This is a genomic window from Pseudomonas sp. AU11447 (assembly GCF_001672555.2).
Classification (GTDB): domain Bacteria; phylum Pseudomonadota; class Gammaproteobacteria; order Pseudomonadales; family Pseudomonadaceae; genus Pseudomonas; species Pseudomonas nitroreducens.
Genome location: NZ_LZDG02000021.1, coordinates 25,869 through 50,299, shown reverse-complemented (window position 1 = coordinate 50,299; position 24,431 = coordinate 25,869). Strand labels below are relative to the sequence as shown.

The window sequence follows — 24,431 nt, the reverse complement described above, 5'->3', positions numbered from 1 at the left end:
GTTTGCAGCCGAATCCACTTGTGGACGAGGTTCGCGTTGAGGCTGTGGCTCAGCGCAACGTTGGCAATCGAGGACCCAGGTTGGGCGCACTCTTGAATGACTTGGGCCTTGAACGACCTGGAATAGGAACGGCGTTGTGGCTGCATGAAAGACCCTCTTAAAAGGCTAGAAGTGGTGTCCACTTAAATAGGTGGACACCATCGCCTTTGGCGGTGGGGTCAGAAAGGTGTGTTTGCTGGCCGGTTACGTTGAGACGTTGAATCTTTACGGATGCGTTCATTGAGCACCGCCTTTGCTTTCAGCAATGACCGATTGAGCGACTGGATGGCTGGCGCGCATGCGGCGCATGGTGAGATGGCAATCCGGATGTTCCTCGCCAACCTGATCAGCCAATTGGCGCATGGCGTGCACGCCAAGAATCGGGCCATATTCGGCAAGGATTCGGCCCTGGTGATCGAAGGCTCGAACTACAAAGCTTGCACGCGAGGCCGCCAGCGCCGACTCGAGTTCGAAATCAGTGATAGCGTTCATTGCACTTCCCCCGTGATCAGGCGGATAGCCGCATTCAGGTCACGAATCGAAATCCACCGTTCGCCATCAATGGTGCGCATCCGGTCTTTGAGCATCTCTTCGAGCTGCTCGGCGCTCGGCTTGGGCTGCTTAGGAACGAGTTTGAGGTTACGCATGGCTTGCCTCCTGCTCTGTTTCTGCTGCCTCGCAAAGGTCATAACCCGCTGACATGACAAATGCCGAAATGGCGAGCACGGCGTGGTTTAGCCCATCAACGTCTTTCTCTTCGAGATTGTGCTTGGAGCTGTCAGCAGTCAGCAGGTTACCCAGCGTCTCTAGGGCAATACCGGCACAGACCAGTTCGTTGCCGAGGCGGCCGGACAGGAGAGTGAGACTATGCATGGCGCACCTCCTGAGCTTCCAGGGCGCGAGCACGGGCCATGGCTTCGTTGTAGCGGCGGAGGCGAGTGGCAAGGCTGGAATCGGCGTGGAGCGCGGCCAGGGCGCAGGCGCGGTGGTAGGCGGCCTGTGCTTTAGACGGATTGAGGGTGAGGATGCGACGCTTAGTCATGGGAAGAGCTCCATTGCAAGGAAGTTCTTCCGCCCAGCTGACGCCAATCAGGGAGGGCGGAACCGTGCGGAGTTGGCGTACCGGGCAATGGAACCGGCGCATCCGAAGATGCCACCACACGGCCCCACCCATAGAGGTGCTGCCATGCTGCGGACACAAAAAAACCGCTCGAGGCGGTGTGTCCGCCATTGCTACCGGGACGCCAATCCCGACTGCTGCCGAATTTGCGGCAGCGAGATGACTATAGGGCCAGGTCGACAGGTTCGCAAGCGTCATGCTGCCACCCCGCGGGCTTCAGCGATGCGCGCCTCGATCCAGGTATCAACTTCGGCCTCGATCCATACGGCGTGACCTTCCGAGAGCTTTACTTGGGCAGGAAAAGTACCGGCGTGAATGCGACGGTAGATTTCGGAGTCGCTGAGGCTGGTCTTCGCCTTGACCTCTTTGCGGCGGATGAAGCGGTGGGGGCTAGATTTGTTTGCCATCGCTGCGGCCTCCTTGGGGCTGTCTGGGAGCGATGGGCAAATGCTATGAATGGCTACCGAGTAAGTATTTCCAAGAGATTTAGCTTTTCTTTGGAAGTTTTCTAGATCGGTGATAGCCAGACTTGTAATAGGCGCTTTTTGCCGTTCCGGCGCTGATATTCAGGGCCTTGCCAATTTCTTGGAAAAGCCCCTCGTCGACCGGGATCCCTTTTCTCTTCAGTCTCATAACCAAGGCAGGCACTTCGAACTCCAGACGCCGAGCCTTCCTCATCGCAGCAAAGTGAGAGCCTTTGGGTAGAGTTACTCCGAACGCCTCGTCCAAAGTCCTTACGTGTAAATGTCGCCACTCCCTGAAGCATTGCTGGTACCCAACCGACAGCCATTCAGGCATAGGTAGCTCGTGGATCGCACACACGCGTAGAGCTTCAAGGACGCTGTTCCGGTTTCCTTCCTCAAAGTTAGACCGGTAGGCCTCTAGCATTATTGACCATGCCTGCCAGCGCTGAAACGGGCTTGCAGGCCCATAATCTCCAGCAGCTTTTGCTTGCTCGAAACTCCAGGTTGGGTCGAAGTCTGCGAAATCCATCTCATGCCCTTCTAAGTGACCGGACACTCACTCCGGCACACAGCGCGTCGATCTCGTTCGCCCAGGCTTGCATCATCTGCCGGCGCTGATCGAGGTAATGAGCGTGGTTGTAGGTGTCGCGGATCTCGTTGTCGTCGCCGTGGGCCAACTGGCGTTCGATCCAATCCCGGTTGTAACCGCGGTTGTTCAGCTCGGTACTCAGGAGGTGGCGGAAGCCGTGGCCGGTCTGTCTCCCCTCGTAGCCGAGGATGCGGAGCGCCTTGTTGACGGTGTTCTCTGACAGGGGGCGGCCAGGATTGGCCTTGCCCGCGAAGACGAGCTCATAGCGCCCGGTGATCTCCTGCAGATTGCGCAGTAGGTCTACCGCCTGGGTGGGCAGCGGCACGATGTGAGGGCGCCTAGCCTTCATCCTGGCCGCTGGGATGGTCCAGGTGGCGGCGTCCAGATCGAACTCACTCCATGGGGCCTGGCGTAGCTCGCCGGGGCGCACGCCGGTTAGCACCAGCAGGCGAATAGCAATCTTGGTAGACAGGTCGCATGACGCACCGGAGAGTAAGTCCAGTAAGGCTGGCAGCTCAGCAAGCGGGACGTGTGGGTGATGCTTTGCCCGGGGTGCGTGGGCGGCCACCACATCCAGATCGGTAGCGGGGTTGGTGGTGACCACTCCCTTGGCCAGGCCGAAGCGGAAAATCTGATTCAGCCACTGACGAATCTTGCCGGCCGCGTTCAGGGTTCCTCGTGCTTCCACCTTGCGGACCAGCTCCACCACTTCCGGCCTGGTGATCTCCGACGCCGGCCGCTTGCCGATCACTGGGACGATGTCGTTGTCCAGGTACAGACGGGCCTTGTACGCAGTGGCCTCGGCCCATCGAGGGGCGCTGTAGTCGTACCACTCATTGGCGAGACGTTCGAAGGTGTAAGCCTCAGCCTCTCTGGCGCGCTTCTCTGCCTGTTTGTGGTGGGACGGGTCTATCCCAGCGGCAACCTGCGATCGTGCAACGTCGCGCAATTCTCGGGCCTTGGCGAGCGTAATGGCCGGATAGGCGCCAAGACTGATCATCTTCGGCTTTCCGGCGAACCGGTACCGGAAGCGCCAGAGCTTGCTGCTGGTGGGAGTGATTTCGAGGCTCAGGCCCAGGGTGTCGGAGAGGCGGTAGAGCTTCTCGCGGGGCTTGGCGGTACGGACTGCGGAGTCTGTGAGAGGCACGGCATTCCTCTGAAAGCCACGCCTGGCGCCAAATTGGCTGTCAGGTGTGAGTAGAAATTGAGGACCGAACTGCGGCTACTCACGAATCTACTCACAAAGTTTTGGGCTTACAAGGGAACGGTAGGGACCGGTAGAAACAAAAAAACCGGCTCAAGGGCCGGTTTTCTTGGGGTTCCGAGATTGCTAGAGAACTCTCGGGACCGATGTATGGTGCCCAGGGACGGAATCGAACCGCCGACACGGGGATTTTCAATCCCCTGCTCTACCAACTGAGCTACCTGGGCAACGTGGCGCGCATTAAAAGGGTTTTCGGAAAGGGTGTCAAGCGTGCCGCGAAAAAATTTTTCAAATAATACCGGAGCTTACGCGCTGGGCGGGACGTAGCCCTCGGCCTGCGCGTATTCCTCGCCGCTGAGGAACTTGTCCATTTCGGTGCTGAGGAACTTGCGATCCTCGGCGTTCATCATGTTCAGGCGACGCTCGTTGATTAGCATGGTCTGGTGCTTCTGCCATTCTTCCCAGGCTTTCTTCGAAACGTGTTCGTAGATGTCCTGGCCCTTGGCGCCGGGATAGGGTGCGCGATCGAGGCCGGGCAGCTCTTCTTTGTATTTGCGGCACATCACCAGTCGGGTCATGACATTTCTCCTGCGTTCAACACGTCGGCGGCTCGTTTGAGCAGCTTCTTCACCGGGGCGGCAAGGCCGAGCCGCGGCGGGGTGGCGAGGTTATACCAGAGCCAGTCGGCCTCGGCCACGGCGGGGGTTGCGTCCTCGACGCGCACCAGCCAGGGCTCGATGGCCAACTGGAAATGGCTGAAGGTATGGGTCAGGCCGGGCAGTTCGCGGCGCTCGCCCAGGCGCAGGGCATGGCGCTGGGCCAGTGGGTCGAGAGCGGCGAGGTCGTCCAGCTCGGGGAAGCTCCACAGGCCGCCCCAGAGGCCGGTCGACGGGCGGCGGTAGAGCAGGATGTCGCCTCCGCGGTTGGCCAGGATCGGCATCAGCGTGCGCTTCTGCGGCAGTGCCTTGCGCGGCTTGGATACCGGGAAGTCGGTCTCGCGGCCGAGGAAGTGCGCGCGGCAGCCTTCGCGCAGGGGGCAGAGCAGGCAGCTCGGCTTGCTGCGGGTACAGAGCGTGGCGCCCAGGTCCATCATCGCCTGGGTGTAGTGGTTCACTCGCGCGTGCGGGGTGAAGCGCTCGGCGGCCTCCCACAACTGCTTGGCCACCTTGGGCTCGCCCGGGTAGCCATCGCAGGCGAGATAGCGGGCCAGCACGCGCTTGACGTTGCCGTCGAGGATCGGTGCGCGCAGGCCCATGGAGATGCTGGCGATGGCGCCGGCGGTGGAGCGGCCGATGCCGGGCAACTCGGCGAGCTGCTCGACGTCACGGGGGAACTCGCCACCGTGCTGCTCCATCACGGTCTTCGCGGTCTTGTGCAGGTTGCGGGCGCGGGTGTAGTAGCCCAGGCCCGTCCACAGATGCAGCACTTCGTCTTCCGGCGCGTTGGCGAGGTCGGCCACGGTGGGCAGCGCCGTCATGAAGCGGTCGTAGTAGCCCATCACGGTGCTGACCTGGGTCTGCTGCAGCATGATTTCCGAGACCCACACCCGGTAGGGCGTGATGTTCTGCTGCCAGGGCAGGTCATGGCGGCCGTGCGTGTCGAACCAGTCGAGCACGGCCGAATGGAAGCTTTGCGGGGTCACTTCTTGAACAGCCCTTTGAGTGCGTCTTTGAGTTCGGGACTGACCTTGTCGCCGAGCTTCTCTTCGAGTTTCTGGTTCAGCCGGTCCCCGGCCAACCGTGCAGCGATCTTGCCGATGCCGTCCTTGTCCAGGCGACAGGCCTTGGCGCCCAGCTCCAGCGGGCCGCGGCAGCGCAGCGGCCATTCGATGCCGACATAGCGCTTGTTCACCTCACAGGCCGGATCGGGCATATCGCTCTTGTCGCCTTCGATGGTCACGCCGACACGGTAGTCCATGCCCAGTACGCGCAGGTCGAGGTCGCCGTCAGCCTTGACGGTCAGGCCGGGAATGCTGGCCTTGAGGTCCGGGTTGCTGGCCACGCCGTTGCGGAAGGTGAGGTTGCCCTGCAGTTCGCGGAACGGTGTGTCCTTGCCGCCGTGCTCGGCGGTCAGCGACTTGCGGTTTAGCGTGGCGATGCCCTGGCACAGTTGTTGTTCCAGGTTGGCGTTGAGCAGCACGCCCTGGGTCATGACGAAGCGCGCGGTGCCGTTGAGGTTGTCGATCCAGGCCTTTTGACTGTTGCCCTGGGTGGTGATGTCGGCATCCAGGTCGAGCAGGCCCTTCACCGGCGGCTTCTGGCCCTGGGATTCGAGCAGGCGCTCCACCGGTATGTCGGCGATGTGCTTCTTGGCCTTCAGGGTCGGTACGTCCTGGCGCACGTCGAGGCTGGCGGTCGCGTTGAACTTGCCGTCGTAGAGCTCGCCGCGCATGTCGTCGAGGTTGAGCAGGCCGCCCTGGCCGCGCAGCTTGAGCATGGCGTTGTCGATGGGCAGCTTGTCCAGGGTCAGTTGACCGAGGGCCAGGCTGGCGTCCAGGTCCAGTGCGCGCAGGCGGGCGATAGGCAGTAGCGGCGCGTCGCTCCAGGCTTGCTGGGTCGGCTGGTTGGGCAGTGGAGTATCGCCTTTGATAGCGCTCTGCTCGGTGCTGGCAACTTCAGCCTTGCGTGCGCTGTTGGTGGCGTCCTGGGCCTTCTTGACCTTGGCCGGCAGATAGCGGTCGAGGTTCAGCTTGTCGCCGGACAGCTGGGCACGGATGGCCTGCTTGCCGAAATCGGCGATGCCGAGGTTGCCGCTGAAGCTGCTGTCGTCCAGCTTCAGCTTGAGGTCGTTCAAGGTCAGGCTGTTGCGGGTGCCGCTGACGCGGGTGGCCAGTTCGAGCTTGGTGAGGGTGGTGGCGTCGGCCATTTCCGGCAGGGTCTGGCCGATGCTTTCGAGGAATTCACGCAGATTGAACGGCGCCAGCGAGAGGCCGCCATCGAACTTGGGCTCCTTGTCCAGCTCGCGGGCCTTGATCTCGCCGAGGGCGCGCAGTTGGTTGACGGTGACCTTCAGGCCATTCCACTCGGCAACCTGGGCTGCCTGGTCGAGTACCAACTGGCCCTGGGCACTGTAGTTGGCGGTCTTGCCCTGGAACTGGTCGCCGGAAACTTCGCCGGAGAGCTTGGCGTCTTCGAGCTGATAGCGCTTGAGGGCGCGGTCGAAGCGCAGGTTGCCGGTCAGTTCGGTGCGGGCGCGGATCACCGGCTGGTTGGTACCCAGGTAGGCGCTGAGCTTGAGCGGGATGTTGCTGCCTTCGCGGATGGCCCCGGTGGTCAGCTCGATACCCTCGACGCTGTAGGTCTTGCCGCTCTGGGCGTCGGCGTAGTCGATACGGGCGTTCTTCACGTTCAGGCTGTCGATGTCCAGCTTCATCGCCTGGTGGGATTGCTGGGCGTCAGCCTTGGCCTGCTCGGTCGGCGCGGGCGCCGGTTGTGCGGCAGGCGGCGTGCCGGCAGCGGGCTGGGCGGGCTTGCCGATGCTTTCCCAATTGCCGACGCCGGCCTTGTCCCTGTTCAGGGAAAGGGTCAGGCCCTCGACGCGGATATCGCTCATCTGCACTTCCTTGCGCAGCAGCGGCAGCACGCGCACGGACATGGCCAGCAACTGGGCGTCGGCGAACGGCTTGTCCGGGGTCTGCAGGCTCGCCACGCTGGTGTCATGCAATTCCAGCCCGAGCCAGGGGAACAGGCTCCAGCCGATATCGCCCTTGAGGTTCAGTTCGAGGTTGGCCTTGTCCCGGGCGAGCTGGCGGATCTCGTCCTTGTAGTCGTTCGGGTCGAAGAAGTGGGTCAGCACGAAGCCGGCGGCGACGATGAGCAGCAGCAGGACCAGGGCGACGATGCCGATGATTTTGCCGAACGCTTTCATGGACGGGTCCTTGTTCAGGCGGCGAATGGAATGGCGAGGAAGTATACCAATGACGCGCCGGCACCCCAGCCCGCAGGGCAGGGTGCCGTTATTGCGGAGTTGGAACGGGGACGCGACGCTCGGTTCCCGTCATGAACGCGATCAGGTCGTTTCCAGTGCCAGGCCAAGATGTTCGGCGAAAACAGCCGCTTCGTGTTTGCCGTCAGGTGCTGTCAGCCGCAGCGCGGCCCCTTGCAGCACAGCCAGGCGCTGCGCCTCCTCGAGAAGGCGGCGGGCCACGCCACGTCCGCGGGTGACCTGGCGCACGCAGAGGCGGGAGAGCCGCCAGGTATCGTCATCGCGCTCGATCCAGGCGGCGCCCAGCAGGCGATCATTGAAGCGCCCGGTGAACAGCAGGCCGTCGGCAAGTCCACGCTCGACCAGCTCGCCGGCGTCTGCGAAGGGCGCCAGCAGCCAGTCGGGCGCGTCGGCGTAGATCTTCAGCAGGTCCTGGCGGTCCTGGTCGCTGGGCTGGGTCAGGTGCTGGACGACGACGGGCATGCTCGATCCTCGTATTCGGGTCGCGCAGTGTAGGACCATCGGCCAGCGCCGACCACCGCCCGTAGCGGCGCAGCGCCCGGCGCGCCTATAATGCCGGCCCTTCTTATAATTACGTGCAGTGTTAGCTGTGGAGCTGGTGATGGCCGAACGCAAGGCATCCGTCGCGCGCGACACCCTGGAAACCCAGATCAAGGTTTCCATCGACCTGGATGGAACGGGCAAGGCCCGCTTCGATACCGGGGTTCCCTTCCTCGAGCACATGATGGACCAGATCGCCCGCCACGGCCTGATCGACCTGGACATCGAGTGCAAGGGCGACCTGCATATCGACGACCACCATACCGTCGAAGACATCGGCATCACCCTCGGCCAGGCCTTCGCCAAAGCCATCGGCGACAAGAAAGGCATCCGCCGCTACGGCCATGCCTACGTGCCGCTGGACGAGGCGCTGTCGCGTGTGGTCATCGACTTCTCCGGCCGCCCCGGCCTGCAGATGCACGTGCCGTTCACCCGCGCCAGTGTCGGTGGCTTCGACGTAGACCTGTTCATGGAGTTCTTCCAGGGCTTCGTCAACCACGCCAACGTCACCCTGCATATCGACAACCTGCGCGGGCACAACACCCACCACCAGATCGAAACCGTGTTCAAGGCCTTCGGCCGCGCGCTGCGCATGGCCATCGAGCTTGACGAGCGCATGGCCGGCCAGATGCCGTCCACCAAAGGGTGCCTGTAATGCAGACCGTCGCCGTCATCGACTACGGCATGGGCAACCTGCACTCGGTGTCCAAGGCGCTGGAGCGCGTGGGCGCCGGTCGCGTATTGGTGACCAGCGACGCCAATGTGATCCGCGAGGCGGACCGTGTGGTGTTCCCCGGCGTCGGCGCGATCCGCGACTGCATGGCCGAGATCAAGCGTCTGGGCTTCGACAGCCTGGTGCGTGAAGTCAGCCAGGATCGTCCGTTCCTCGGCATCTGCGTCGGCATGCAGGCGCTGATGGAGCGTAGTGAGGAGAATGACGGCGTCGACTGCATCGGCCTGTTCCCCGGCCAGGTGCGCTTCTTCGGTAAGGACCTGCACGAGGACGGCGAGCACCTGAAGGTGCCGCACATGGGCTGGAACGAGGTGGCGCAGGGCGTCGATCACCCGCTGTGGCACGACATCCCGAACAACGCGCGCTTCTACTTCGTGCACAGCTACTACATCGAGGCGGGCAACCCGCGCCAGGTGGTCGGCCGTGGCCATTACGGGCGTGATTTCGCCGCTGCGCTGGCCGATGGCTCGCGCTTCGCCGTGCAATTCCACCCTGAGAAAAGCCATACCCACGGCCTGCAGCTGCTGCAGAACTTCGCCGCCTGGGATGGCCGCTGGTAAGCCATGGCACGCCAGAAGGACAAGCCCGCGATCCTCGAACTCGATGGCGCCCAGCGCCAGAGTGCGGCGCGGGCCATCCAGCGTTTCCTCGAAGTGCGCTTCGAGCTGGACGTCGGTTCCTTCGAGGCCGAGGAGGCGCTGGATTTTTTCATGCGCGAGTTCGGCCCGCTGTTCTACAACAAGGCGATCTTCGACGTGCAATCTCACCTGAAAGACCGGTTCGAGAGCATCGAAAGCGACTTGTGGGCGCTCGAGAAGAGCTGACCCGACCCCATTCATCTTTGGATTCGAGCAGGTTCAACCCATGCTGATCATCCCCGCAATCGATCTGAAAGACGGCGCCTGCGTGCGCCTGCGCCAGGGCCTGATGGAAGACGCCACCGTCTTCTCCGACGACCCGGTATCCATGGCCGCCAAGTGGGTGGAGGGCGGATGCCGTCGTCTGCACCTGGTGGACCTGAACGGCGCCTTCGAAGGCAAGCCGGTCAACGGTGAAGTGGTCACCGCCATCGCCAAGCGCTACCCGAACCTGCCGATTCAGATCGGCGGCGGCATCCGTTCGCTGGAAACCATCGAGCACTACGTCCGCGCCGGCGTCAGCTACGTGATCATCGGCACCAAGGCAGTGAAGCAGCCGGAATTTGTCGCCGAAGCCTGCAAGGCATTCCCGGGCAAGGTCATCGTTGGCCTCGACGCGAAAGACGGCTTCGTCGCCACCGATGGCTGGGCTGAAGTGAGCTCGGTACAGGTCATCGACCTGGCCAAGCGTTTCGAGGCCGATGGCGTCTCGGCGATCGTCTACACCGACATCGCGAAGGACGGCATGATGCAGGGCTGCAACGTCGAAGCCACCGCTGCCCTGGCCAACGCCACGCGCATCCCGGTGATCGCTTCGGGCGGCATCCACAACCTGGGTGACATCCAGAAGCTGCTGGACGCCCGCACCCCGGGCATCGTCGGCGCCATCACCGGCCGCGCGATCTACGAAGGCACCCTGGACGTCGCCGAAGCACAGGCGCTGTGCGACAGCTTCAAAGGCTGAAGCGACCATGATCGAGTGCGATTCCATCGAGCAGGTGCGCGAACAGATTGATTCACTTGATCAGCGCATCGTGCAGCTGCTGGCCGAGCGCGGCGGTTACGTGCGACAGGCCGCGCGTTTCAAGAAGGACAGCGACGCTGTGCGCGCCCCTCAGCGGGTGGAGCAGGTCATCGCCAAGGTTACCGCCCTTGCGCGGGAATCCGGCGCTCCGGTCGAGGTGGTCGAGCAGGTCTATCGCGCAATGATCGCGGCATTCATCCAGGCAGAGCTGGCCGAACACGCCAGTCTCAACCCGCCCGCCTGACGAAGAACCCGGAGAGAAACATGGCACTGGCTAAACGCATCATTCCCTGCCTCGACGTGGACAACGGCCGCGTGGTGAAGGGCGTCAGGTTCGAGAACATCCGCGACGCCGGTGACCCGGTGGAGATCGCCCGCCGCTACGACGAGCAGGGCGCGGACGAGATCACCTTCCTCGACATCACCGCCAGCGTCGATGGCCGCGACACCACCCTGCACACCGTCGAGCGCATGGCCAGCCAGGTGTTCATCCCGCTGACCGTGGGCGGCGGCGTCAGGACGGTGCAGGACATCCGCAACCTGCTCAATGCCGGTGCGGACAAGGTCTCGATCAACACCGCCGCGGTATTCACCCCGGAGTTCGTCGGCGAAGCCGCCGCGCGCTTCGGCTCGCAGTGCATTGTGGTCGCCATCGACGCCAAGAAAGTGTCGGCCCCCGGCGAAACCCCGCGCTGGGAAATCTTCACTCACGGCGGCCGCAAGCCTACCGGGCTGGATGCAGTGGAGTGGGCGAAGAAGATGGAAGGCCTGGGCGCCGGTGAAATCCTGCTGACCAGCATGGATCAGGACGGCGTCAAGAGCGGCTACGACCTGGGCGTGACCCGCGCCATCAGTGAGGCTGTGGGCGTTCCGGTGATCGCTTCCGGCGGCGTCGGTAACCTGGAGCACCTGGCCGCCGGCATCATCGAAGGCAAGGCCGACGCGGTTCTGGCGGCGAGCATCTTCCACTTCGGCGAGTACAGCGTGCCGGAGGCCAAGGCCTACCTGGCCAGCCGCGGTATCGTCGTGCGCTGATCCCTTCCGGGCCGGGGTTCTCCCGGCCCGATGGCTCTATCGCGAGCCTTTCTCTCCTGCGTCCGGTGGCCGCATCCCCTTCCTGCGCACGAAGCTTGCTAGCCGAAGGCTTCAGTCAAGGTAATGGCGTATCTATGTCCCATTGCCATATTCATAGGGTTTATTGGCGTCAATTCTCCGAGTAAGCTCTGCGCCTTCTCAGAAATGTCATACGCAGGAAATATCTCGATGCTGAAGCGCATTCTGCTCGCATGGCTAGGCTGCGGCCTGCTTCTGGCCGGTGCGGCAAGGGCCGAAACGGATTCTTCGGATTACAGCGTGGTGCTGCTCACCGAGAACTTCCCCCCTTACAACATGGCCATCAACGGCAAGAACTTCGCCCAGGAAGACAGCATCGACGGCATCGCCGTGGATATCGTCAAGGAGATGTTCAAGCGCGCCGGTGTGCAGTACAGCCTGACCCTGCGCTTCCCCTGGGACCGCATCTACAAGCTGGCGCTGGAGAAGCCCGGCTACGGCGTGTTCGTCACCGCCCGCCTGCCCGAGCGCGAAAGCCAGTTCAAGTGGGTCGGCCCGATCGGTCCGGACGACTGGGTGCTGCTGGCCAAGGCCGACAGCCCGATCAGCCTGAACAATCTGGACGAAGCGAAGAAATACCGCGTCGGTGCCTACAAGGGCGACGCCATGGCCCAGTACCTGAGCGAGCACGGCTTCGAGCCGGTGCTGGCGCTGCGTGACCAGGAGAACGCCGCCAAGCTGCGCGACGGCCAGATCGACCTGTGGGCCAGCGGTGACCCGGCGGGGCGCTACCTGGCCAAGCAGGCTGGTGTCACCGGCCTGAAGACCGTACTGCGCTTCAACAGCGACCAGCTGTTCCTCGCGCTGAACCGCGAGACCCCGGATGCCGTGGTGCAGAAGCTGCAGGCGGCGCTGGACAAGATGCGCGCCGAAGGCTTCGTCGACGACGTGCTCAACAGTTACCTGTGACACCCGAAGGCCGGCCACTCGCCGGCCTTCGTGTTTGGCGCCGACATCCCTCGGCGCCGGTTTTGCCACGGAAGGCAGACGAGCGAAGTATTCCGTCCCCTCTGCAGGGATGCCGCAAGCCCAATAACGATAACCAAGCGAGCGGTATGACCATGCTGAAAGTCCTGATCAAGACCCTGACCCTGGGTCTGTTGCTGGGGGCCGCCACGGCCCGCGCCGAGTTGCCCGCCGATTACAAGATGGTGCTGCTCACCGAGAACTTCCCGCCGTTCAACATGGCGGTGGACGACAAGAACTTCGCCCGTGATGACGGTATCGACGGCATCAGCGCCGATATCGTTCGCGAGATGTTCAAGCGCGCCGGCATCCAGTACAGCCTGAGCCTGCGTTTCCCCTGGGATCGCCTGTACAAGCTGGCCCTCGACAAGCCCGACTACGGGCTGTTCTCCACCACCTATACGCCCGAGCGCGTGCCGCTGTTCAAGTGGGTCGGGCCGATCGCCAAGACCCACTGGGTGCTGCTGGCGCCGCCGGGCAGTTCGATCAAGGTGAAGGACCTCAAGGACGCCGCCAAGTACAAGCTCGGTGCCTACAAGAACGACGCCGTCAGCCAGAACCTGGAGAGCCAGGGCATCCCGGTGCTCAACGCGCTGCGCGACCAGGAAAACGTGAAGAAGCTGACCACCGGCGAAATCGACCTCTGGGCCACCACCGATCCGGTGGGCCGCTACCTGGCCAAGCAGGAGGGCGTATCCGGCCTGCAGACCGTGCTGCGTTTCAACGAGGCACAGTTGTACCTGGCGATCAACAAGGACACGCCGGACGAGGTGGTGGCCAAGCTGCAGAAGGCGCTGGACGAGATGCGCGCCGATGGCTTCATCGAGCAGGCGACCAATAACTACCTGTAAGGTCGGCTTATCGTTGTAGGAGCGAGCTTGCTCGCGAACCCAGCTTCCGCGGATTTCAGTGCCGGGCGCTTTTCGCGAGCAAGCTCGCTCCTATAGAAAGCCGATCCAGGCTACATCTATCGGTAAATCCCATCCCGCCCATGCCCCGCCATGGCGCGGTTGCCGCGCTCGGCGATCATCAACGGCGGTTTCACCAGCTCGAAACCCTGGGCCTTCAGCGTCGGCAAAACACGCTTGAGCACCGCCAGGGTCGCCGGCTTCGGGTGCCCGATCATCACCACGGTTCCCTGCTTGCGCGCCAGTTGCAGGCCGCGCTGCATCTGCTCCATCACCGCGGCTTCGCTGGGGTCGTCATCGAGGAATACATCCCGCGAGAGGCTGGCAAGGCCGATCTTCTGCGCCTCGGCGGCGGCCACGGTGGCGGCGCTGGTACGGCTGTCGAGCAGGAACAGGTGGCGGCGCTGCAGCTCCGCCGCCAGCCAGGCCATGGCCGGGCGGTCGGCCGTCATGCGGCTGCCTTCGTGGTTGTTCAGGCCTTGCACATAAGGGACTTTCGCCAGCGCGGCGTCCAGACGCCGGGCTCTTTCGTCCTGGGTCAGCTCAGGGCTCCAGGCGAAGTCACCGCCGGCCGGGTCCATCGGCATGTGCAGCATTACCGTGCGCCCGCGCTGGTGCGCCTCGCGCGCAAGCTCGGCGGCGTGGGGCGTGTCCGGGATGATGGCCAGGGCAATGGCAGGGGAGATGTCGAGCACCTGGCGGTCGCGCGCCAGGTTCTGCCCGAGGTCGTCGATGACGATGCTGACCAGCGGCTTGCTGCCGTCCGGCCGGGGCGCGGCGGCCACCGGCAGGCACAGCAGCGCACCCAGGCACAGGCCGAACAGCAGCCGGGCCGGGCGCATCGGTCAGTTGTTGCCGCGGCTGACGCTGAGTCCTTTCAGCAGGCTGAGGGCTTGGCTGAGCTGGTAGTCGCCATCCTGCGGGCGATCCTCCGGCGGCTTGCCGGAGGCGGTCGGACGATCCTGGCCGCCATTGCCGTTGGCCAGGTGACCCTGCAGGTCGGCTTCCTTGAACCCGTCGAATTCGCTCTTCTCGCGGGTCACCTTGGCGCGTTCCACCTCGATGTCCGGGGTGATGCCCTGGGCCTGGATGGAGCGGCCATTGGGGGTGTAGTACAGCGCGGTGGTGAGCTTCAGGGCGCGGTCGTTGTTCAGCGGCAGCACGGTCTGCACCGAGCCCTTGCCGAAGCTGTCGGTGCCCATGAGGATGCCGCGCTTCTGGTCCTGCAGAGCGCCGGCGACGATTTCTGCCGCCGAGGCGCTGCCGCCGTTGATCAGTACCACCAGCGGCACACCGTCGCTCGGGTCGGCCGGATCGGCGGAGAAGCGCAGCTCGGAGTTGGGGATGCGGCCCTTGGTGTAGACGATCAGCCCCTTGGTGAGGAAGGCGTCCGCCACTTCCACCGCCGACTGCAGCACGCCGCCAGGGTTGTTGCGCAGATCCAGGATCACGCCCTTGAGCTTGCCCTTGTTGTCGTTGCGCAGCTTGGACAGCGCCTTGACGGTCTCCTCGCCGGTGTTGACCTGGAACTGGGTGATGCGCAGGTAGCCATAGCCCGGTTCGAGCATCTGGCTCTTCACGCTCTTCACCTTGATGATGGCGCGCTTGAGGGTGACGTCGAACGGCTTKCCGCCGCCACGCACGATGGTCAGGGTGATCGGCGAGCCGGCCTTGCCGCGCATGCTGTCCACCGCCTCGTTCATCGACTGGCCCTTGGTCGGCTTGCCGTCGATCTTGACGATCAGGTCGCCCGGCTGGATGCCGGCGTTGGCGGCGGGGGTGTCGTCGATCGGCGAGATCACCTTGACGAAGCCATCCTCGCTGCCGACCTCAATGCCTAGGCCACCGAATTCGCCGCTGGTGCTTTCCTGCAGCTCGGCGAACTCTTCCGGGCCGAGGTACGCCGAGTGCGGGTCGAGGTTGCTGAGCATGCCCTTGATGGCATTCTCCAGCAGCGTCTTGTCGTCCACCGGTTCCACATAGGCCGCCTTCACCCGGTCGAGGACCTCGGCAAAGGTGCGCAGCTCATCGAGCGGCAGCGGAGCCTCCTTGCCGTTGGCCGCAGCAGATGCGGCTGGCGCGTCGGCGGCCTGGACCGCACCGACGCCGAGCAGCAAGGCCAGGGCCAGGGTAGTAAGACGGAAAGCTTGCGACATGTTTGGCTCCTAATGCGTGATCGCCGCTTATCCTTGCGTGCGACACCAGGTCGAAGGGTCCGCCGGGCGGCCCTGATGGCGAATGGCAAAATACACCGCCGGGGTACTCTGACCCCCGCTGGCTCCCACGGTTGCAATGGGATCGCCCGCTTTGACGGTATCGCCGGCGTCCTTCAGAAGACTTTGATTATGCCCATAAAGGCTCAGGTAGCCACCACCGTGGTCGAGAATCACCAGTAGGCCGGAGCCGCGCAGCCAGTCGGCGAACACCACGCGGCCGCCATGAACGGCACGCACGGTGCTGCCGGCAGAAGCGCCGATCAGTACGCCGTCCCAGGTGGCACGGGGGTCGTCGCCACGCGGGCTGCCGAAGCGCGCAAGGACACGGCCATCCACCGGCCAGGGCAGCCGGCCCTTGGTGGCGGCGAAGGCTCCGCCGAAACCGGCGCCGCTGGAAACCAGCGGGCCGCTGTAATCGGGGCGCTTCGAGGGGGTGTCCGGCTTCTCGCCGCGTGCCGCCAGTTCCTGCTCGCGCTTGACCCGCTCGCGCTCGGCGGCCAGGGCGCGCTGCCGCGCTTCCTCGGCTTCACGGGCCTGGCGGGCGAGGGTTTCCTCGATGGTCTTGAGCACCTTGTTGAGGTCTTCCTGGCTCTGCTCGCGGTCCTTGAGCTTGTTGCCGCCGTCCTTGAGGTCGCTGTTGAGCTTGGCCAGGGTCTCCTGGCGCGCCTTGCGGGCGTCGGCCAGTTCCTGGCGACGGGCTTCCAGGGCGCTCTGCTGGGCGACCTGCTCGTCCTTCTGCGAGGTGATTTCCTGCTCGACGTTGCTCAGTTGGCGCAAGGTCTCGTTGAAGGCCGAGAGCTGCTCCAGGCGCGCCTTGTTGATGTAATCGTAGTAGGTGAGGGTGCGGCTGAACTTCTCAGGATGCTCCTGGTTCAGCAGCAGCTTCAGGTATTCCTGGCGGCCGCTCTGGTAGGCGGCGCGGGCCTGGATGGCGATCAGACGCTGCTGCTCAAGGCGTGCGCCCTGGAGTTTTTTTTTCTCTGAATCGAGGCGCTGCAGCTCTTCCTCGTTCTTCTTCATCTCGTCCTGGATCTGCTTGATCTGCTTCTCCAGGTCGCCCATCTGGGTCTCGGTGGACTTGAGCTGCTTCTGCACCCCGGACTTCTCGTCCTGGATGTTCTTCAGGTTTTTCTTCAGCTCGTTGATGTCTTTCTGCGTCTGCTCCAGCTGACGCTGGGCGTCGGCGCGTTCGTCGGCAACGGCCGGGAGCGGGCTCAGGAGGCAGATCAGCAGCAGCGGGAGGAGGGCGCGAGGCATTGGGCGGCGGGGACCTGAAGTCTGGACGGCCTAGTATGCCCGTGGCGGGCATTAAAAAAAACGCCCCAGGCCGCATGGCGTGGGGCGTTTGCTCTGACCGACGGGAGGTGGCTCACGTTCCCGCCAGATCGATACCCATTAAAGCAGGGTGACGATCGATTTCCCGGTCATCTCTTTTGGCTGCTCCAGACCCATCAGGTTCAGCAGGGTCGGGGCCACGTCGGCGAGTACGCCGCCCTCGCGGATGCTCAGCTTGCGCTTGCCGACATAGACGAAAGGCACCGGTTCGCAGGTGTGCGCGGTATGCGCCTGGCCGGTCATGGCGTCTTCCATCTGCTCGACGTTGCCGTGGTCGGCGGTGATCAGCGCTTCGCCGCCGACCTTGTCCAGAGCCTCGACGATACGACCGACGCAGGTATCCAGGCACTCAACGGCTTTCACTGCGGCCTCGAACACGCCGGTGTGGCCGACCATGTCGCCGTTGGCGTAGTTGACGATGATGACGTCGAAGCGCTGGTTCTCGATGGCGTCGACGATCTTGTCGGTGACCTCCGGCGCGCTCATTTCCGGCTGCAGGTCATAGGTGGCGACCTTGGGCGAGGGGATGAGGATGCGTTCTTCGCCTTCGAACGGCTCTTCGCGGCCGCCGGAGAAGAAGAAGGTCACGTGGGCGTATTTCTCGGTCTCGGCGATGCGCAGCTGGGTCTTGCCGTTTTTGGCCAGGTATTCGCCCAGGACGTTGTCCAGGGATTCGGGCTTGAACGCGCTGGGTGCCGGAATGCTCGCCGCGTACTGGGTCAGCATCACGTATTCGGCCAGGTGCAGCTCGCGCTGGCGCGGGAATTCCTTGAAGCCCGGCTCGACGAAGGCGCGCGACAGCTCGCGGGCACGGTCGGCGCGGAAGTTCATGAAGACCACGGCGTCGCCATCTTCCACGCGCACCTGCGCGCCGATGCGGGTGGCCTTGACGAATTCGTCGCTCTCACCGCGCTCGTAGGCTGCGTTCAGCGCGCCAACGGCGGTCTCGGCGGTGAATTCGGCAGTGCCGTTGGTGATCAGGTTGTAGGCGGCTTCGACGCGGTCCCAGCGATTGTCGCGGTCCATGGCGAAGTAGCGGCCGATGATGCTGGCGGTGCGGCCCTTGCCGATGCGGGCGAAGGCGTCGTCGAGCAGCTTCAGCGACGGCTCGGCGCTTCTGGGCGGCGTGTCGCGACCGTCGAGGAAGGCGTGCAGGTAGATTTTCTCGGCGCCACGCTGGGCGGCCAGCTCGGCCATGGCGATCAGGTGGTCCTGGTGGCTGTGTACGCCACCATCGGACAGCAGGCCGAGGATGTGCACGGCCTTGCCGGCTTTCGCTGCCTTGTCCACGGCGCCAGTCAGCACGGGGTTCTGGAAGAACTCGCCATCGCGGATCGCCTTGGTGACGCGGGTGAAGTCCTGGTAGACGACACGGCCTGCGCCCAGGTTCATGTGGCCGACCTCGGAGTTGCCCATCTGGCCGTCGGGCAGGCCGACGTCCATGCCCGAGCCGGAGATCAGGCCGTTGGGCTGGCTGGCCAGCAGGCGGTCCCAGTTGGGCTTCTTCGCGGCATAGATGGCGTTGTATTCCGGGCTCTCGCTATGGCCGAAGCCGTCCAGAATGATCAGGACCAGCGGTTTGGGCGTTGCAGTCATAGTTACGGCTCTTTCCGAGAATAGGGGTCAGAAAAGGACACACATTTTACCTTTTGGTGCCGACAGACGCCATGATCCCTAGGGTTCAGCCGTCAGATACGCGCGTGTATACTGGCCGGCATTTTTACGTCTGGATGTCCTGCGCATGTCTTCGTTTCTTCCTCGTCTGATCGAATTCGCCACCCACCACTACCTGCTGGTCGGTGCCCTGGTCATCCTGCTGGTACTGCTGGCCCTGCACGAAATGCGCAAGGGCGGCCGCGCGCTGTCCACCCGCGAGCTGACTGCCATGGTCAACGCCGAGCAGGCCGTGGTGCTGGATATCCGTCCCACCAAGGAGTTCACCACCGGTCACATCGTCGGTGCCCTGAATATCCCGGCGGACAAGCTGAACGCCCGCATGAGCGAGCTGGACAAACACAAGGCCAAGACCATCATCGTGGTCGACGGCATGGGGCAGCACTCGGGCACCTGGTGCAGCGTGCTGCAGAAGGCTGGCTACACCGCCGCCAAGCTTTCCGGCGGTATCGGCAGCTGGCGTGGCGACAACCTGCCCCTGGTGAAGTGAGATGCCGTCGACCTTGATCTACACCAGCGCGTGGTGCCCTTATTGCATCCGCGCCAAGGCCCTGCTGGACAAGAAGGGTGTCGCCTACGAGGAAATCTCCGTGGACGGCAAGCCTGGCGTTCGCGCCGAGATGGCCAGCAAGGCGGGCCGCACTTCGGTGCCGCAGATCTGGATCGACGGAACCCACATCGGCGGCTGCGACGATCTTTACGCGCTGGAACGCGCGGGCAAGCTGGATACGCTGCTCTCGGCGTGATCCCTCATTCTGAAACGATGCACAAGAAGGTCCCGAAATGACTGAACAAGCCAGCAACGGCGCAGCCGAGCAAGACAACAACCCGCAGTTCTCGCTGCAGCGCATCTACGTACGCGACCTCTCCTTCGAAGCCCCCAAGGCTCCGGAAATCTTCCGCCAGGAGTGGCAGCCGGCCATTTCGATGGACCTGAACACCCGTCAGAAGCAGCTGGACGGCGACTTCTACGAAGTGGTCCTGACTGTTTCGGTGACCGTGAAGAACAACGAGGAAACCGCTTTCATCGCTGAAGTGCAGCAGGCCGGCATCTTCCTGATCAAGGGCCTGGACGCTTCCAGCATGAGCCACACCCTGGGCGCCTTCTGCCCGAACATCCTCTTCCCGTACGCTCGCGAAACCCTGGACAGCCTGGTTGTCCGCGGTTCGTTCCCGGCGCTGATGCTGTCCCCGGTGAACTTCGATGCGCTGTACGCGCAGGAAATCGCCCGTATGCAGGCTTCCGGCGAGATCTCGGCTCAGTAATCACTGACGCCAGACGAGAAAGGCGCCTTCGGGCGCCTTTTTCTTTGCCTGCGATCTGGGTTGTACAAAATTTGAACAGCCACGCGAAGGCCACGCACAGCCTGCCGTTGAGCTGTTTATCCACAGACTGTTCCAGCAATTGCCCAAGCCTGTTGTGGGTAAATGCGCGGGCTCTTTTCTAGGAGCGAGCTTGCTCGCGAACCGCTTTTGCCGGTGGCGCTGGTGTCACGGTTGTTCGCAAGCAAGCTCGCTCCTGCAGGGGAATGCCGCGCAGTGCGTTCAAGTTTGGTGCATGCGCACTAGCAGGGCGCAGGTGCAGCGACACTCTGCGCGCCGCGACATGCCTGGGGAGCGCTGCCGTCAGCGCGTTTCAGTTAACGGGTAAAAATCGCTGAAAGCCTCATGCAGCAAGGCCTGTAGGGTCTTTTCGTGTCGTGCCTCCGCTCGCCGTCAAGGCCCTGAGCCGGTTTTGGCACGCCCTCTGCAATACCCCTGACAACAGCGATTTCAGGGGCCTCGGTACAGGCAGGCTGGGGAACCCCTCTTTTACATCTAGCGAGCGTGCAGCCCGAAGCGGCGGCCGTCGCAGCCGGTTCGGGGGTCCTGGTACAGGCAGGCCGGGAAAGCCCCCTTTTTATGCCCGCAGGCGTGCTACGGCGCCCTGCGCACCCGTTAGGGGTCCTGGTACAGGCAGGCCGGGGAAACCCCTCTTTTATGCCCGCGAACCTTCGCTCGAAGGCATCGCCTCCCACTTCGGGGCCCCGGACCAGGCAGGCCGGGAACACCCCGCTTTTATTCGGGCCGCGCGCTGATGCTCAGGCGCCACCGGCCCTCGATTTCGGCGCTGTCCCAGGTGCCTTGCAGGCGCCGGGTTGACAGCAGTGTCAGCAAAAGCCCTTCCCCTTGCGGCTCCAGTCTCCAGCGCACCGGCGCATCACCGATCCGCAGTTGCCCCTGCTGTGCCGTGGCAACGGCTTCGATCTGCAGCACCAGTGCGCCGTCCTGGTGGCCGGCGCGAACGGCCGGCTGCGCGTCCAGGGTGAGTACCAGGCCATCGGGCGAAGGCTCTATGGCGAGGATCCGGGTTGGCCCTTCGTGCGGCGGATTGACCAGGCGGCCTATCATCAGGCCCAGCAGCAGGCCCAGCACACACAGCGAAACCATCACTTTCAGCCAGGGCCTGGGCCGCATTTGCTCCTTTGCGGGAGTAGAATGCCCGCCGTTCTCAGGCTCGGAGCGCTGCATGTTCCACGTAATCCTTTTTCAACCGGAAATTCCCCCCAACACCGGCAACATTATCAGGCTGTGCGCCAACGCGGGCGTAAGCCTGCACCTGATCGAGCCGCTGGGCTTCGAGCTGGACGACAAGCGCCTGCGTCGCGCCGGGCTGGATTACCACGAGTACGCCAGCGTGCGGCGCTACGCGAGCCTCGAGGAATGCCTGGAACAGCTCGGCCGTCCGCGCCTGTTCGCCTTCACCACCAAGGGTTCGCAGCCATTCCATGAAGTGGCTTACGAGCGTGGCGACGCTTTCCTCTTCGGCCCGGAAAGCCGTGGGCTGCCCGAGGAAGTGCGTGACGCGCTGCCGCCGGAGCAGCGTGTGCGCCTGCCGATGCGTCCGGGTTGCCGCAGCCTGAACCTGTCCAATACCGTTGCCGTGACCGTCTATGAAGCCTGGCGTCAACACGGCTTCGCCATGGACTGAGCGTTTTTTGTACGGTCCGCGCAAACCCGCGTGGGCTGTGAAGCGCAGCGGCTTGCCCCAAGCTTATCCACAGGCAGGCGCACAGCCGATGTGGGCAACCCGCAAATTCCTGCACAGAAACCGAGCAAACCCCCAGACCGCGCATGCTCTGGGCTGTAGCACGTTCCTTCCCCGTTCCGTGCACAGTGTTATCCACAGGTTCTGGGGGTAAATGCTACCGGGATGTGACCCGGTTTAATGGGCGTTGATGGCGGCCGTGGCCCGCACCGACAGCCAATGGCGCGCTCGCCAACTGCGCAGGAGCGGACTGCCCGGCACCGCGCTACGGGGTTTGGCGCAGCAACACAAGAAAAAGGGGCCTTCGGCCCCTTTTCAGTGGAACGACGTCAGTCGTCGCCGTCCTCGTCCGGGCCGTCGATCTTCATGCCCAATTCCTTGATCTTGCGGGTCAGGGTATTGCGGCCCCAGCCCAGCAGTACGGCGGCGTCGCGGCGGCGGCCGGCGGTGTGCTTGAGCGCGGTCTCGATCATGATCCGCTCGAATGCCGGCACGGCGGTGTCCAGCAGGTTCGACTGCCCGCGTCCCAGTGCCTGGTCGGCCCAATGGCGCAACGCCTGCTCCCAGTTGGCGGCCGGCACGCTGTCTTGTGGCTGGGTCATCAGCTCCGGGGGCAGGTCGTCGATATGCACCTCGCGGCCGGATGCCATGACGGTGATCCAGCGGCAGGTGTTTTCCAGCTGGCGCACGTTGCCCGGCCAGCCGAGGTTCTTCAGGTATTCCTCGGTTTCCGGCTTGAGCAGCTTCGGCTCGACCGCCAGCTCCTGCGCCGCGCGCGAAAGGAAGTGCCGGGCGAGTGCCGGGATGTCCTCGCGGCGGTCGGCCAGGCGCGGAATGTGCACCCGGATGACGTTCAGGCGGTGGAACAGGTCCTCGCGGAACTTGCCTTCGCGCACCAGGTTTTCCAGGTTCTGGTGAGTGGCGGCGATGATTCGCACGTCCACTTTCACCGGGGTGTGGCCACCTACCCGGTAGAACTCGCCATCAGCCAGCACGCGCAGCAGGCGGGTCTGGGTGTCGGCCGGCATGTCGCCGATCTCGTCGAGGAACAGCGAACCGCCATCGGCCTGCTCGAAGCGGCCGCGGCGCTGGTTGGCTGCGCCGGTGAAGGCGCCTTTCTCGTGGCCGAACAGTTCCGATTCCATCAGATCCTTGGGGATCGCCGCCATGTTCAGCGCGATGAACGGCGAAGCCGCGCGCGGGCTGTGGCGGTGCAGGGCGTGGGCGACCAGCTCCTTGCCGGTACCCGACTCGCCGTTGATCAGCACGGTGATGTTGGAGTGAGAGAGGCGACCGATGGCACGGAACACCTCCTGCATCGCCGGCGCCTCGCCGATGATTTCCGGGGTGCGTGTCTGGTTGGCCGGGGCTTCCAGGCCCTGTTGCTCCTGGGCGTGCTGGTTGGCGCGCTTGACCAGGGAGACGGCCTCGTCGACGTCGAACGGCTTGGGCAGGTATTCGAAGGCGCCGCCCTGGTAGGAGGCCACCGCGCTGTCCAGGTCCGAATGCGCAGTCATGATGATCACCGGCAGGCGCGGGTGCACCTCGCGGATCTGCGCCAGCAAATCCAGGCCGCTGGAACCGGGCATGCGGATGTCGGAGATGATCACGTCCGGTTGTTGCCGGCCCAGGCGGCTCATCACGCTGTCGGCGCTGTCGAAGCTGACGGTGGTCATGCCTTCCTGCTGCAGGGCTTTTTCCAGCACCCAGCGGATGGAGCGGTCGTCGTCGACGATCCAGACGGTCTCTGATCGGCTCATGGTCAATGGACTCCTTGTTCCAGGGGCAGGAACAGACTGAACACGGTGTGGCCGGGATGGCTCTCGCATTCGATCAAGCCCTGGTGCTGGCTGATGATGTTCTGGGTGATGGCGAGGCCCAGGCCGGTGCCGTCGGCGCGGCCGCTGACCATGGGATAGAAGATGGTGTCCTGCAGTTCAGCCGGAATGCCCGGGCCGTTGTCGATGATCTCCACCTTGCACACCAGGCGATGGCGCGTGTGGCCGATGGTGAACTGGCGCAGGGTGCGGGTGCGCAGGGTGATGCGCCCCAGCTTGAGTTCGTTTTGCGCGGCGATCGCCTGCATGGCGTTGCGCACGATGTTGAGCACCGCCTGGATCATCTGCTCGCGGTCGATCAGCAGGTCCGGGATGCTCGGGTCGTAGTCGCGTACCAGCGGAATGGTGCCCTGGGTTTCGGCTTCGACGAGGCTGCAGACGCGCTCCAGCACTTCGTGGACGTTGGTCACCGAGAGCTGCGGGAGCTTGTTGGAGCCGAGCATGCGGTCCACCAGGTTCCTCAGCCGGTCGGCTTCCTCGATGATGACGTTGGTGTAGTCCTTGAGCGATTCGTCCGGCAGCTCCCGGGAAAGCAGCTGCGCCGCGCCACGAATCCCACCCAGCGGGTTCTTGATCTCATGGGCCAGGCCGCGCACCAGGAGCTTGGTGGTCTCCTGCTTGGACAGTTGCGCCTCTTCCTTGGTGATCCGCAGCAGCCGGTCGCGAGGGTGGACTTCGAGTAGCAGCAGGGTGTCGCGACGGTCGAGGATCGGCGTCACCGCGTAGTCGACGGTGATGGTCTGGCCGGTCAGCGAGGTCAGGGTCGCTTCGCGCTTGGTGAAGGGGTGCGCCTCTTCCACGGCCTGGCGCAGCGACTGCAGCGCCTCGGGCGATTCGGTGAACAGCTCGCTGATGAATTGCCCATGGCTGCGCTGGCCACTGACTGCCAGCAGCATTTCCGCGGCCGGGTTCATGTACTCCAGGCGCAGCTCGGCGTTGAGCAGGATCACCGCCGTGGTGAGGTTGTCGAGCAACAGGCGGAGCTGGGTTTCTGTAGGCATGGCGTAGGAGATGTCCCAAGACTGTGCGGGAAAATGCAAGAAGCAAACCAGGCCCT

Annotated in this window: 31 protein-coding genes and 1 tRNA gene; 12 read left to right on the top strand and 20 right to left on the bottom strand. The window is 63.8% G+C overall.

Annotated elements, in window-relative coordinates:
- The 13 genes from A6723_RS31125 to A6723_RS05305 form a co-directional block, all read right to left on the bottom strand.
- On the bottom strand, window positions 1-146 hold a 146-nt coding region (locus A6723_RS31125), incomplete at its 3' end, for a transposase (protein ID WP_256546888.1).
- A gap of 130 nt (window positions 147-276) precedes the next feature.
- Window positions 277-531, bottom strand: coding sequence for a hypothetical protein (locus A6723_RS05350; RefSeq protein WP_054910481.1), 255 nt, complete (start codon window positions 529-531; stop codon window positions 277-279).
- Window positions 528-686, bottom strand: a complete 159-nt coding sequence (locus tag A6723_RS32055; RefSeq protein WP_156356626.1) for a hypothetical protein — start codon at window positions 684-686, stop codon at window positions 528-530. Before A6723_RS32055 ends, A6723_RS05350 begins: the two co-directional genes overlap by 4 nt.
- Window positions 679-912 carry a hypothetical protein gene (locus A6723_RS05345; protein ID WP_054910482.1) on the bottom strand — a complete coding sequence of 78 codons (234 nt, stop codon included), beginning with the start codon at window positions 910-912 and terminating at the stop codon, window positions 679-681. The genes A6723_RS32055 and A6723_RS05345 overlap by 8 nt, the downstream gene beginning before the upstream one ends.
- Complete coding sequence (locus tag A6723_RS32050) at window positions 905-1,081, bottom strand: hypothetical protein (RefSeq protein WP_156356627.1); 177 nt, start codon at window positions 1,079-1,081, stop codon at window positions 905-907. The genes A6723_RS05345 and A6723_RS32050 overlap by 8 nt, the downstream gene beginning before the upstream one ends.
- Window positions 1,082-1,353: 272 nt before the next feature.
- Window positions 1,354-1,566 (bottom strand): AlpA family transcriptional regulator, encoded by a 213-nt coding sequence (locus tag A6723_RS05340; protein ID WP_054910483.1) that lies wholly within the window; start codon window positions 1,564-1,566, stop codon window positions 1,354-1,356.
- Window positions 1,567-1,645: 79 nt separating this feature from the next.
- On the bottom strand, window positions 1,646-2,152 hold the full coding sequence (locus A6723_RS05335; RefSeq protein ID WP_054910484.1) for a hypothetical protein: 507 nt from the start codon (window positions 2,150-2,152) through the stop codon (window positions 1,646-1,648).
- A gap of 1 nt (window position 2,153) precedes the next feature.
- Window positions 2,154-3,359 (bottom strand): tyrosine-type recombinase/integrase, encoded by a 1,206-nt coding sequence (locus tag A6723_RS05330; protein ID WP_054910485.1) that lies wholly within the window; start codon window positions 3,357-3,359, stop codon window positions 2,154-2,156.
- Window positions 3,360-3,567: 208 nt separating this feature from the next.
- A tRNA-Phe gene (locus A6723_RS05325) sits at window positions 3,568-3,643 on the bottom strand.
- Window positions 3,644-3,721: 78 nt separating this feature from the next.
- Window positions 3,722-3,994 (bottom strand): oxidative damage protection protein, encoded by a 273-nt coding sequence (locus A6723_RS05320; RefSeq protein WP_037012291.1) that lies wholly within the window; start codon window positions 3,992-3,994, stop codon window positions 3,722-3,724.
- On the bottom strand, window positions 3,991-5,058 hold the full coding sequence (gene mutY, locus A6723_RS05315) for an A/G-specific adenine glycosylase (RefSeq protein ID WP_054910486.1): 1,068 nt from the start codon (window positions 5,056-5,058) through the stop codon (window positions 3,991-3,993). Before mutY ends, A6723_RS05320 begins: the two co-directional genes overlap by 4 nt.
- Window positions 5,055-7,283 carry an AsmA family protein gene (locus A6723_RS05310; protein ID WP_054910487.1) on the bottom strand — a complete coding sequence of 743 codons (2,229 nt, stop codon included), beginning with the start codon at window positions 7,281-7,283 and terminating at the stop codon, window positions 5,055-5,057. The genes mutY and A6723_RS05310 overlap by 4 nt, the downstream gene beginning before the upstream one ends.
- Window positions 7,284-7,424: 141 nt before the next feature.
- Window positions 7,425-7,823, bottom strand: a complete 399-nt coding sequence (locus A6723_RS05305) for an acetyl-CoA sensor PanZ family protein (protein ID WP_054910488.1) — start codon at window positions 7,821-7,823, stop codon at window positions 7,425-7,427.
- Window positions 7,824-7,962: 139 nt separating this feature from the next.
- On the opposite strand from A6723_RS05305, the gene hisB reads away from it, so the two are divergent.
- From hisB to A6723_RS05265, 8 genes are all read left to right on the top strand, one after another.
- On the top strand, window positions 7,963-8,556 hold the full coding sequence (gene hisB, locus A6723_RS05300; RefSeq protein WP_015479330.1) for an imidazoleglycerol-phosphate dehydratase HisB: 594 nt from the start codon (window positions 7,963-7,965) through the stop codon (window positions 8,554-8,556).
- Window positions 8,556-9,194, top strand: a complete 639-nt coding sequence (hisH, locus tag A6723_RS05295) for an imidazole glycerol phosphate synthase subunit HisH (protein WP_024762242.1) — start codon at window positions 8,556-8,558, stop codon at window positions 9,192-9,194. The genes hisB and hisH overlap by 1 nt, the downstream gene beginning before the upstream one ends.
- 3 nt (window positions 9,195-9,197) lie before the next feature.
- On the top strand, window positions 9,198-9,458 hold the full coding sequence (locus A6723_RS05290; RefSeq protein WP_054910489.1) for a DUF2164 domain-containing protein: 261 nt from the start codon (window positions 9,198-9,200) through the stop codon (window positions 9,456-9,458).
- 40 nt (window positions 9,459-9,498) lie between these two features.
- Window positions 9,499-10,236 (top strand): 1-(5-phosphoribosyl)-5-[(5-phosphoribosylamino)methylideneamino]imidazole-4-carboxamide isomerase, encoded by a 738-nt coding sequence (gene hisA, locus A6723_RS05285; protein WP_054910490.1) that lies wholly within the window; start codon window positions 9,499-9,501, stop codon window positions 10,234-10,236.
- A gap of 7 nt (window positions 10,237-10,243) precedes the next feature.
- Window positions 10,244-10,540: a chorismate mutase gene (locus A6723_RS05280; protein ID WP_054910491.1), complete on the top strand. Its 297-nt coding sequence runs from the start codon at window positions 10,244-10,246 to the stop codon at window positions 10,538-10,540.
- A 20-nt stretch (window positions 10,541-10,560) separates the two neighbouring features.
- The gene (gene hisF, locus A6723_RS05275; protein WP_054910492.1) at window positions 10,561-11,331 is read left to right on the top strand and encodes an imidazole glycerol phosphate synthase subunit HisF; all 771 of its coding nucleotides are present in this window, start codon (window positions 10,561-10,563) and stop codon (window positions 11,329-11,331) included.
- A 231-nt stretch (window positions 11,332-11,562) separates the two neighbouring features.
- Window positions 11,563-12,318: an ABC transporter substrate-binding protein gene (locus A6723_RS05270; protein ID WP_139092906.1), complete on the top strand. Its 756-nt coding sequence runs from the start codon at window positions 11,563-11,565 to the stop codon at window positions 12,316-12,318.
- Window positions 12,319-12,470: 152 nt separating this feature from the next.
- Window positions 12,471-13,226: an ABC transporter substrate-binding protein gene (locus tag A6723_RS05265; RefSeq protein WP_054910504.1), complete on the top strand. Its 756-nt coding sequence runs from the start codon at window positions 12,471-12,473 to the stop codon at window positions 13,224-13,226.
- Between the two features lie 116 nt (window positions 13,227-13,342).
- Here the strand turns inward: A6723_RS05265 and A6723_RS05260 are convergent, their stop codons facing one another.
- The 4 genes from A6723_RS05260 to gpmI all read right to left on the bottom strand — a co-directional run bounded on the left by A6723_RS05260 (window position 13,343) and on the right by gpmI (window position 18,430).
- Window positions 13,343-14,125: a divergent polysaccharide deacetylase family protein gene (locus A6723_RS05260; protein WP_082450845.1), complete on the bottom strand. Its 783-nt coding sequence runs from the start codon at window positions 14,123-14,125 to the stop codon at window positions 13,343-13,345.
- Window positions 14,126-14,128: 3 nt separating this feature from the next.
- Entirely contained in the window at window positions 14,129-15,439 is a 1,311-nt protein-coding gene (locus tag A6723_RS05255) for a S41 family peptidase (RefSeq protein WP_054910494.1), read from the bottom strand.
- A gap of 27 nt (window positions 15,440-15,466) precedes the next feature.
- On the bottom strand, window positions 15,467-16,756 hold the full coding sequence (locus A6723_RS05250) for a murein hydrolase activator EnvC (protein ID WP_054910495.1): 1,290 nt from the start codon (window positions 16,754-16,756) through the stop codon (window positions 15,467-15,469).
- 138 nt (window positions 16,757-16,894) lie between these two features.
- Window positions 16,895-18,430, bottom strand: a complete 1,536-nt coding sequence (gene gpmI, locus A6723_RS05245) for a 2,3-bisphosphoglycerate-independent phosphoglycerate mutase (RefSeq protein WP_054910496.1) — start codon at window positions 18,428-18,430, stop codon at window positions 16,895-16,897.
- 145 nt (window positions 18,431-18,575) lie between these two features.
- On the opposite strand from gpmI, the gene A6723_RS05240 reads away from it, so the two are divergent.
- From A6723_RS05240 to secB, 3 genes are read left to right on the top strand one after another with little or no spacing between them, the layout of a single operon-like run.
- Window positions 18,576-18,998, top strand: coding sequence for a rhodanese-like domain-containing protein (locus A6723_RS05240; protein ID WP_024762248.1), 423 nt, complete (start codon window positions 18,576-18,578; stop codon window positions 18,996-18,998).
- 1 nt (window position 18,999) lies between these two features.
- Window positions 19,000-19,254: a glutaredoxin 3 gene (grxC, locus tag A6723_RS05235; RefSeq protein WP_024762249.1), complete on the top strand. Its 255-nt coding sequence runs from the start codon at window positions 19,000-19,002 to the stop codon at window positions 19,252-19,254.
- A gap of 37 nt (window positions 19,255-19,291) precedes the next feature.
- Window positions 19,292-19,774, top strand: coding sequence for a protein-export chaperone SecB (gene secB, locus A6723_RS05230; RefSeq protein ID WP_054910497.1), 483 nt, complete (start codon window positions 19,292-19,294; stop codon window positions 19,772-19,774).
- Window positions 19,775-20,566: 792 nt separating this feature from the next.
- Here the strand turns inward: secB and A6723_RS05225 are convergent.
- Window positions 20,567-21,019: a hypothetical protein gene (locus A6723_RS05225; RefSeq protein WP_054910498.1), complete on the bottom strand. Its 453-nt coding sequence runs from the start codon at window positions 21,017-21,019 to the stop codon at window positions 20,567-20,569.
- Here A6723_RS05225 and trmL point away from each other — a divergent pair.
- Window positions 21,018-21,479: a tRNA (uridine(34)/cytosine(34)/5-carboxymethylaminomethyluridine(34)-2'-O)-methyltransferase TrmL gene (gene trmL / locus A6723_RS05220; RefSeq protein WP_054910499.1), complete on the top strand. Its 462-nt coding sequence runs from the start codon at window positions 21,018-21,020 to the stop codon at window positions 21,477-21,479. The two genes, A6723_RS05225 and trmL, sit on opposite strands and share 2 nt — an antisense overlap.
- 386 nt (window positions 21,480-21,865) lie before the next feature.
- On the opposite strand, the gene ntrC is transcribed toward trmL, so the two are convergent.
- Together ntrC and glnL are read right to left on the bottom strand one after the other, a co-directional pair.
- Entirely contained in the window at window positions 21,866-23,296 is a 1,431-nt protein-coding gene (ntrC, locus tag A6723_RS05215) for a two-component system response regulator NtrC (protein WP_024766654.1), read from the bottom strand.
- Window positions 23,297-23,298: 2 nt separating this feature from the next.
- Window positions 23,299-24,375, bottom strand: coding sequence for a nitrogen regulation protein NR(II) (glnL, locus tag A6723_RS05210; RefSeq protein ID WP_024766655.1), 1,077 nt, complete (start codon window positions 24,373-24,375; stop codon window positions 23,299-23,301).
- Between the last annotated feature and the right edge of the window lie 56 nt (window positions 24,376-24,431).

What these genes read in the sequence shown, in the direction of transcription:
- A6723_RS05350 (WP_054910481.1), bottom strand. Translation starts at nt 531, where the DNA reads ATGAACGCTATCACTGATTTCGAACTCGAGTCGGCGCTGGCGGCCTCG.
- A6723_RS32055 (WP_156356626.1), bottom strand. Translation starts at nt 686, where the DNA reads ATGCGTAACCTCAAACTCGTTCCTAAGCAGCCCAAGCCGAGCGCCGAG.
- A6723_RS05345 (WP_054910482.1), bottom strand. Translation starts at nt 912, where the DNA reads ATGCATAGTCTCACTCTCCTGTCCGGCCGCCTCGGCAACGAACTGGTC.
- A6723_RS32050 (WP_156356627.1), bottom strand. Translation starts at nt 1,081, where the DNA reads ATGACTAAGCGTCGCATCCTCACCCTCAATCCGTCTAAAGCACAGGCC.
- A6723_RS05340 (WP_054910483.1), bottom strand. Translation starts at nt 1,566, where the DNA reads ATGGCAAACAAATCTAGCCCCCACCGCTTCATCCGCCGCAAAGAGGTC.
- A6723_RS05335 (WP_054910484.1), bottom strand. Translation starts at nt 2,152, where the DNA reads ATGGATTTCGCAGACTTCGACCCAACCTGGAGTTTCGAGCAAGCAAAA.
- A6723_RS05320 (WP_037012291.1), bottom strand. Translation starts at nt 3,994, where the DNA reads ATGACCCGACTGGTGATGTGCCGCAAATACAAAGAAGAGCTGCCCGGC.
- A6723_RS05310 (WP_054910487.1), bottom strand. Translation starts at nt 7,283, where the DNA reads ATGAAAGCGTTCGGCAAAATCATCGGCATCGTCGCCCTGGTCCTGCTG.
- A6723_RS05305 (WP_054910488.1), bottom strand. Translation starts at nt 7,823, where the DNA reads ATGCCCGTCGTCGTCCAGCACCTGACCCAGCCCAGCGACCAGGACCGC.
- hisB (WP_015479330.1), top strand. Translation starts at nt 7,963, where the DNA reads ATGGCCGAACGCAAGGCATCCGTCGCGCGCGACACCCTGGAAACCCAG.
- hisH (WP_024762242.1), top strand. Translation starts at nt 8,556, where the DNA reads ATGCAGACCGTCGCCGTCATCGACTACGGCATGGGCAACCTGCACTCG.
- A6723_RS05290 (WP_054910489.1), top strand. Translation starts at nt 9,198, where the DNA reads ATGGCACGCCAGAAGGACAAGCCCGCGATCCTCGAACTCGATGGCGCC.
- hisA (WP_054910490.1), top strand. Translation starts at nt 9,499, where the DNA reads ATGCTGATCATCCCCGCAATCGATCTGAAAGACGGCGCCTGCGTGCGC.
- A6723_RS05280 (WP_054910491.1), top strand. Translation starts at nt 10,244, where the DNA reads ATGATCGAGTGCGATTCCATCGAGCAGGTGCGCGAACAGATTGATTCA.
- hisF (WP_054910492.1), top strand. Translation starts at nt 10,561, where the DNA reads ATGGCACTGGCTAAACGCATCATTCCCTGCCTCGACGTGGACAACGGC.
- A6723_RS05265 (WP_054910504.1), top strand. Translation starts at nt 12,471, where the DNA reads ATGCTGAAAGTCCTGATCAAGACCCTGACCCTGGGTCTGTTGCTGGGG.
- A6723_RS05260 (WP_082450845.1), bottom strand. Translation starts at nt 14,125, where the DNA reads ATGCGCCCGGCCCGGCTGCTGTTCGGCCTGTGCCTGGGTGCGCTGCTG.
- A6723_RS05250 (WP_054910495.1), bottom strand. Translation starts at nt 16,756, where the DNA reads ATGCCTCGCGCCCTCCTCCCGCTGCTGCTGATCTGCCTCCTGAGCCCG.
- gpmI (WP_054910496.1), bottom strand. Translation starts at nt 18,430, where the DNA reads ATGACTGCAACGCCCAAACCGCTGGTCCTGATCATTCTGGACGGCTTC.
- A6723_RS05240 (WP_024762248.1), top strand. Translation starts at nt 18,576, where the DNA reads ATGTCTTCGTTTCTTCCTCGTCTGATCGAATTCGCCACCCACCACTAC.
- grxC (WP_024762249.1), top strand. Translation starts at nt 19,000, where the DNA reads ATGCCGTCGACCTTGATCTACACCAGCGCGTGGTGCCCTTATTGCATC.
- secB (WP_054910497.1), top strand. Translation starts at nt 19,292, where the DNA reads ATGACTGAACAAGCCAGCAACGGCGCAGCCGAGCAAGACAACAACCCG.
- trmL (WP_054910499.1), top strand. Translation starts at nt 21,018, where the DNA reads ATGTTCCACGTAATCCTTTTTCAACCGGAAATTCCCCCCAACACCGGC.
- A6723_RS05225 (WP_054910498.1), bottom strand. Translation starts at nt 21,019, where the DNA reads ATGCAGCGCTCCGAGCCTGAGAACGGCGGGCATTCTACTCCCGCAAAG.
- ntrC (WP_024766654.1), bottom strand. Translation starts at nt 23,296, where the DNA reads ATGAGCCGATCAGAGACCGTCTGGATCGTCGACGACGACCGCTCCATC.
- glnL (WP_024766655.1), bottom strand. Translation starts at nt 24,375, where the DNA reads ATGCCTACAGAAACCCAGCTCCGCCTGTTGCTCGACAACCTCACCACG.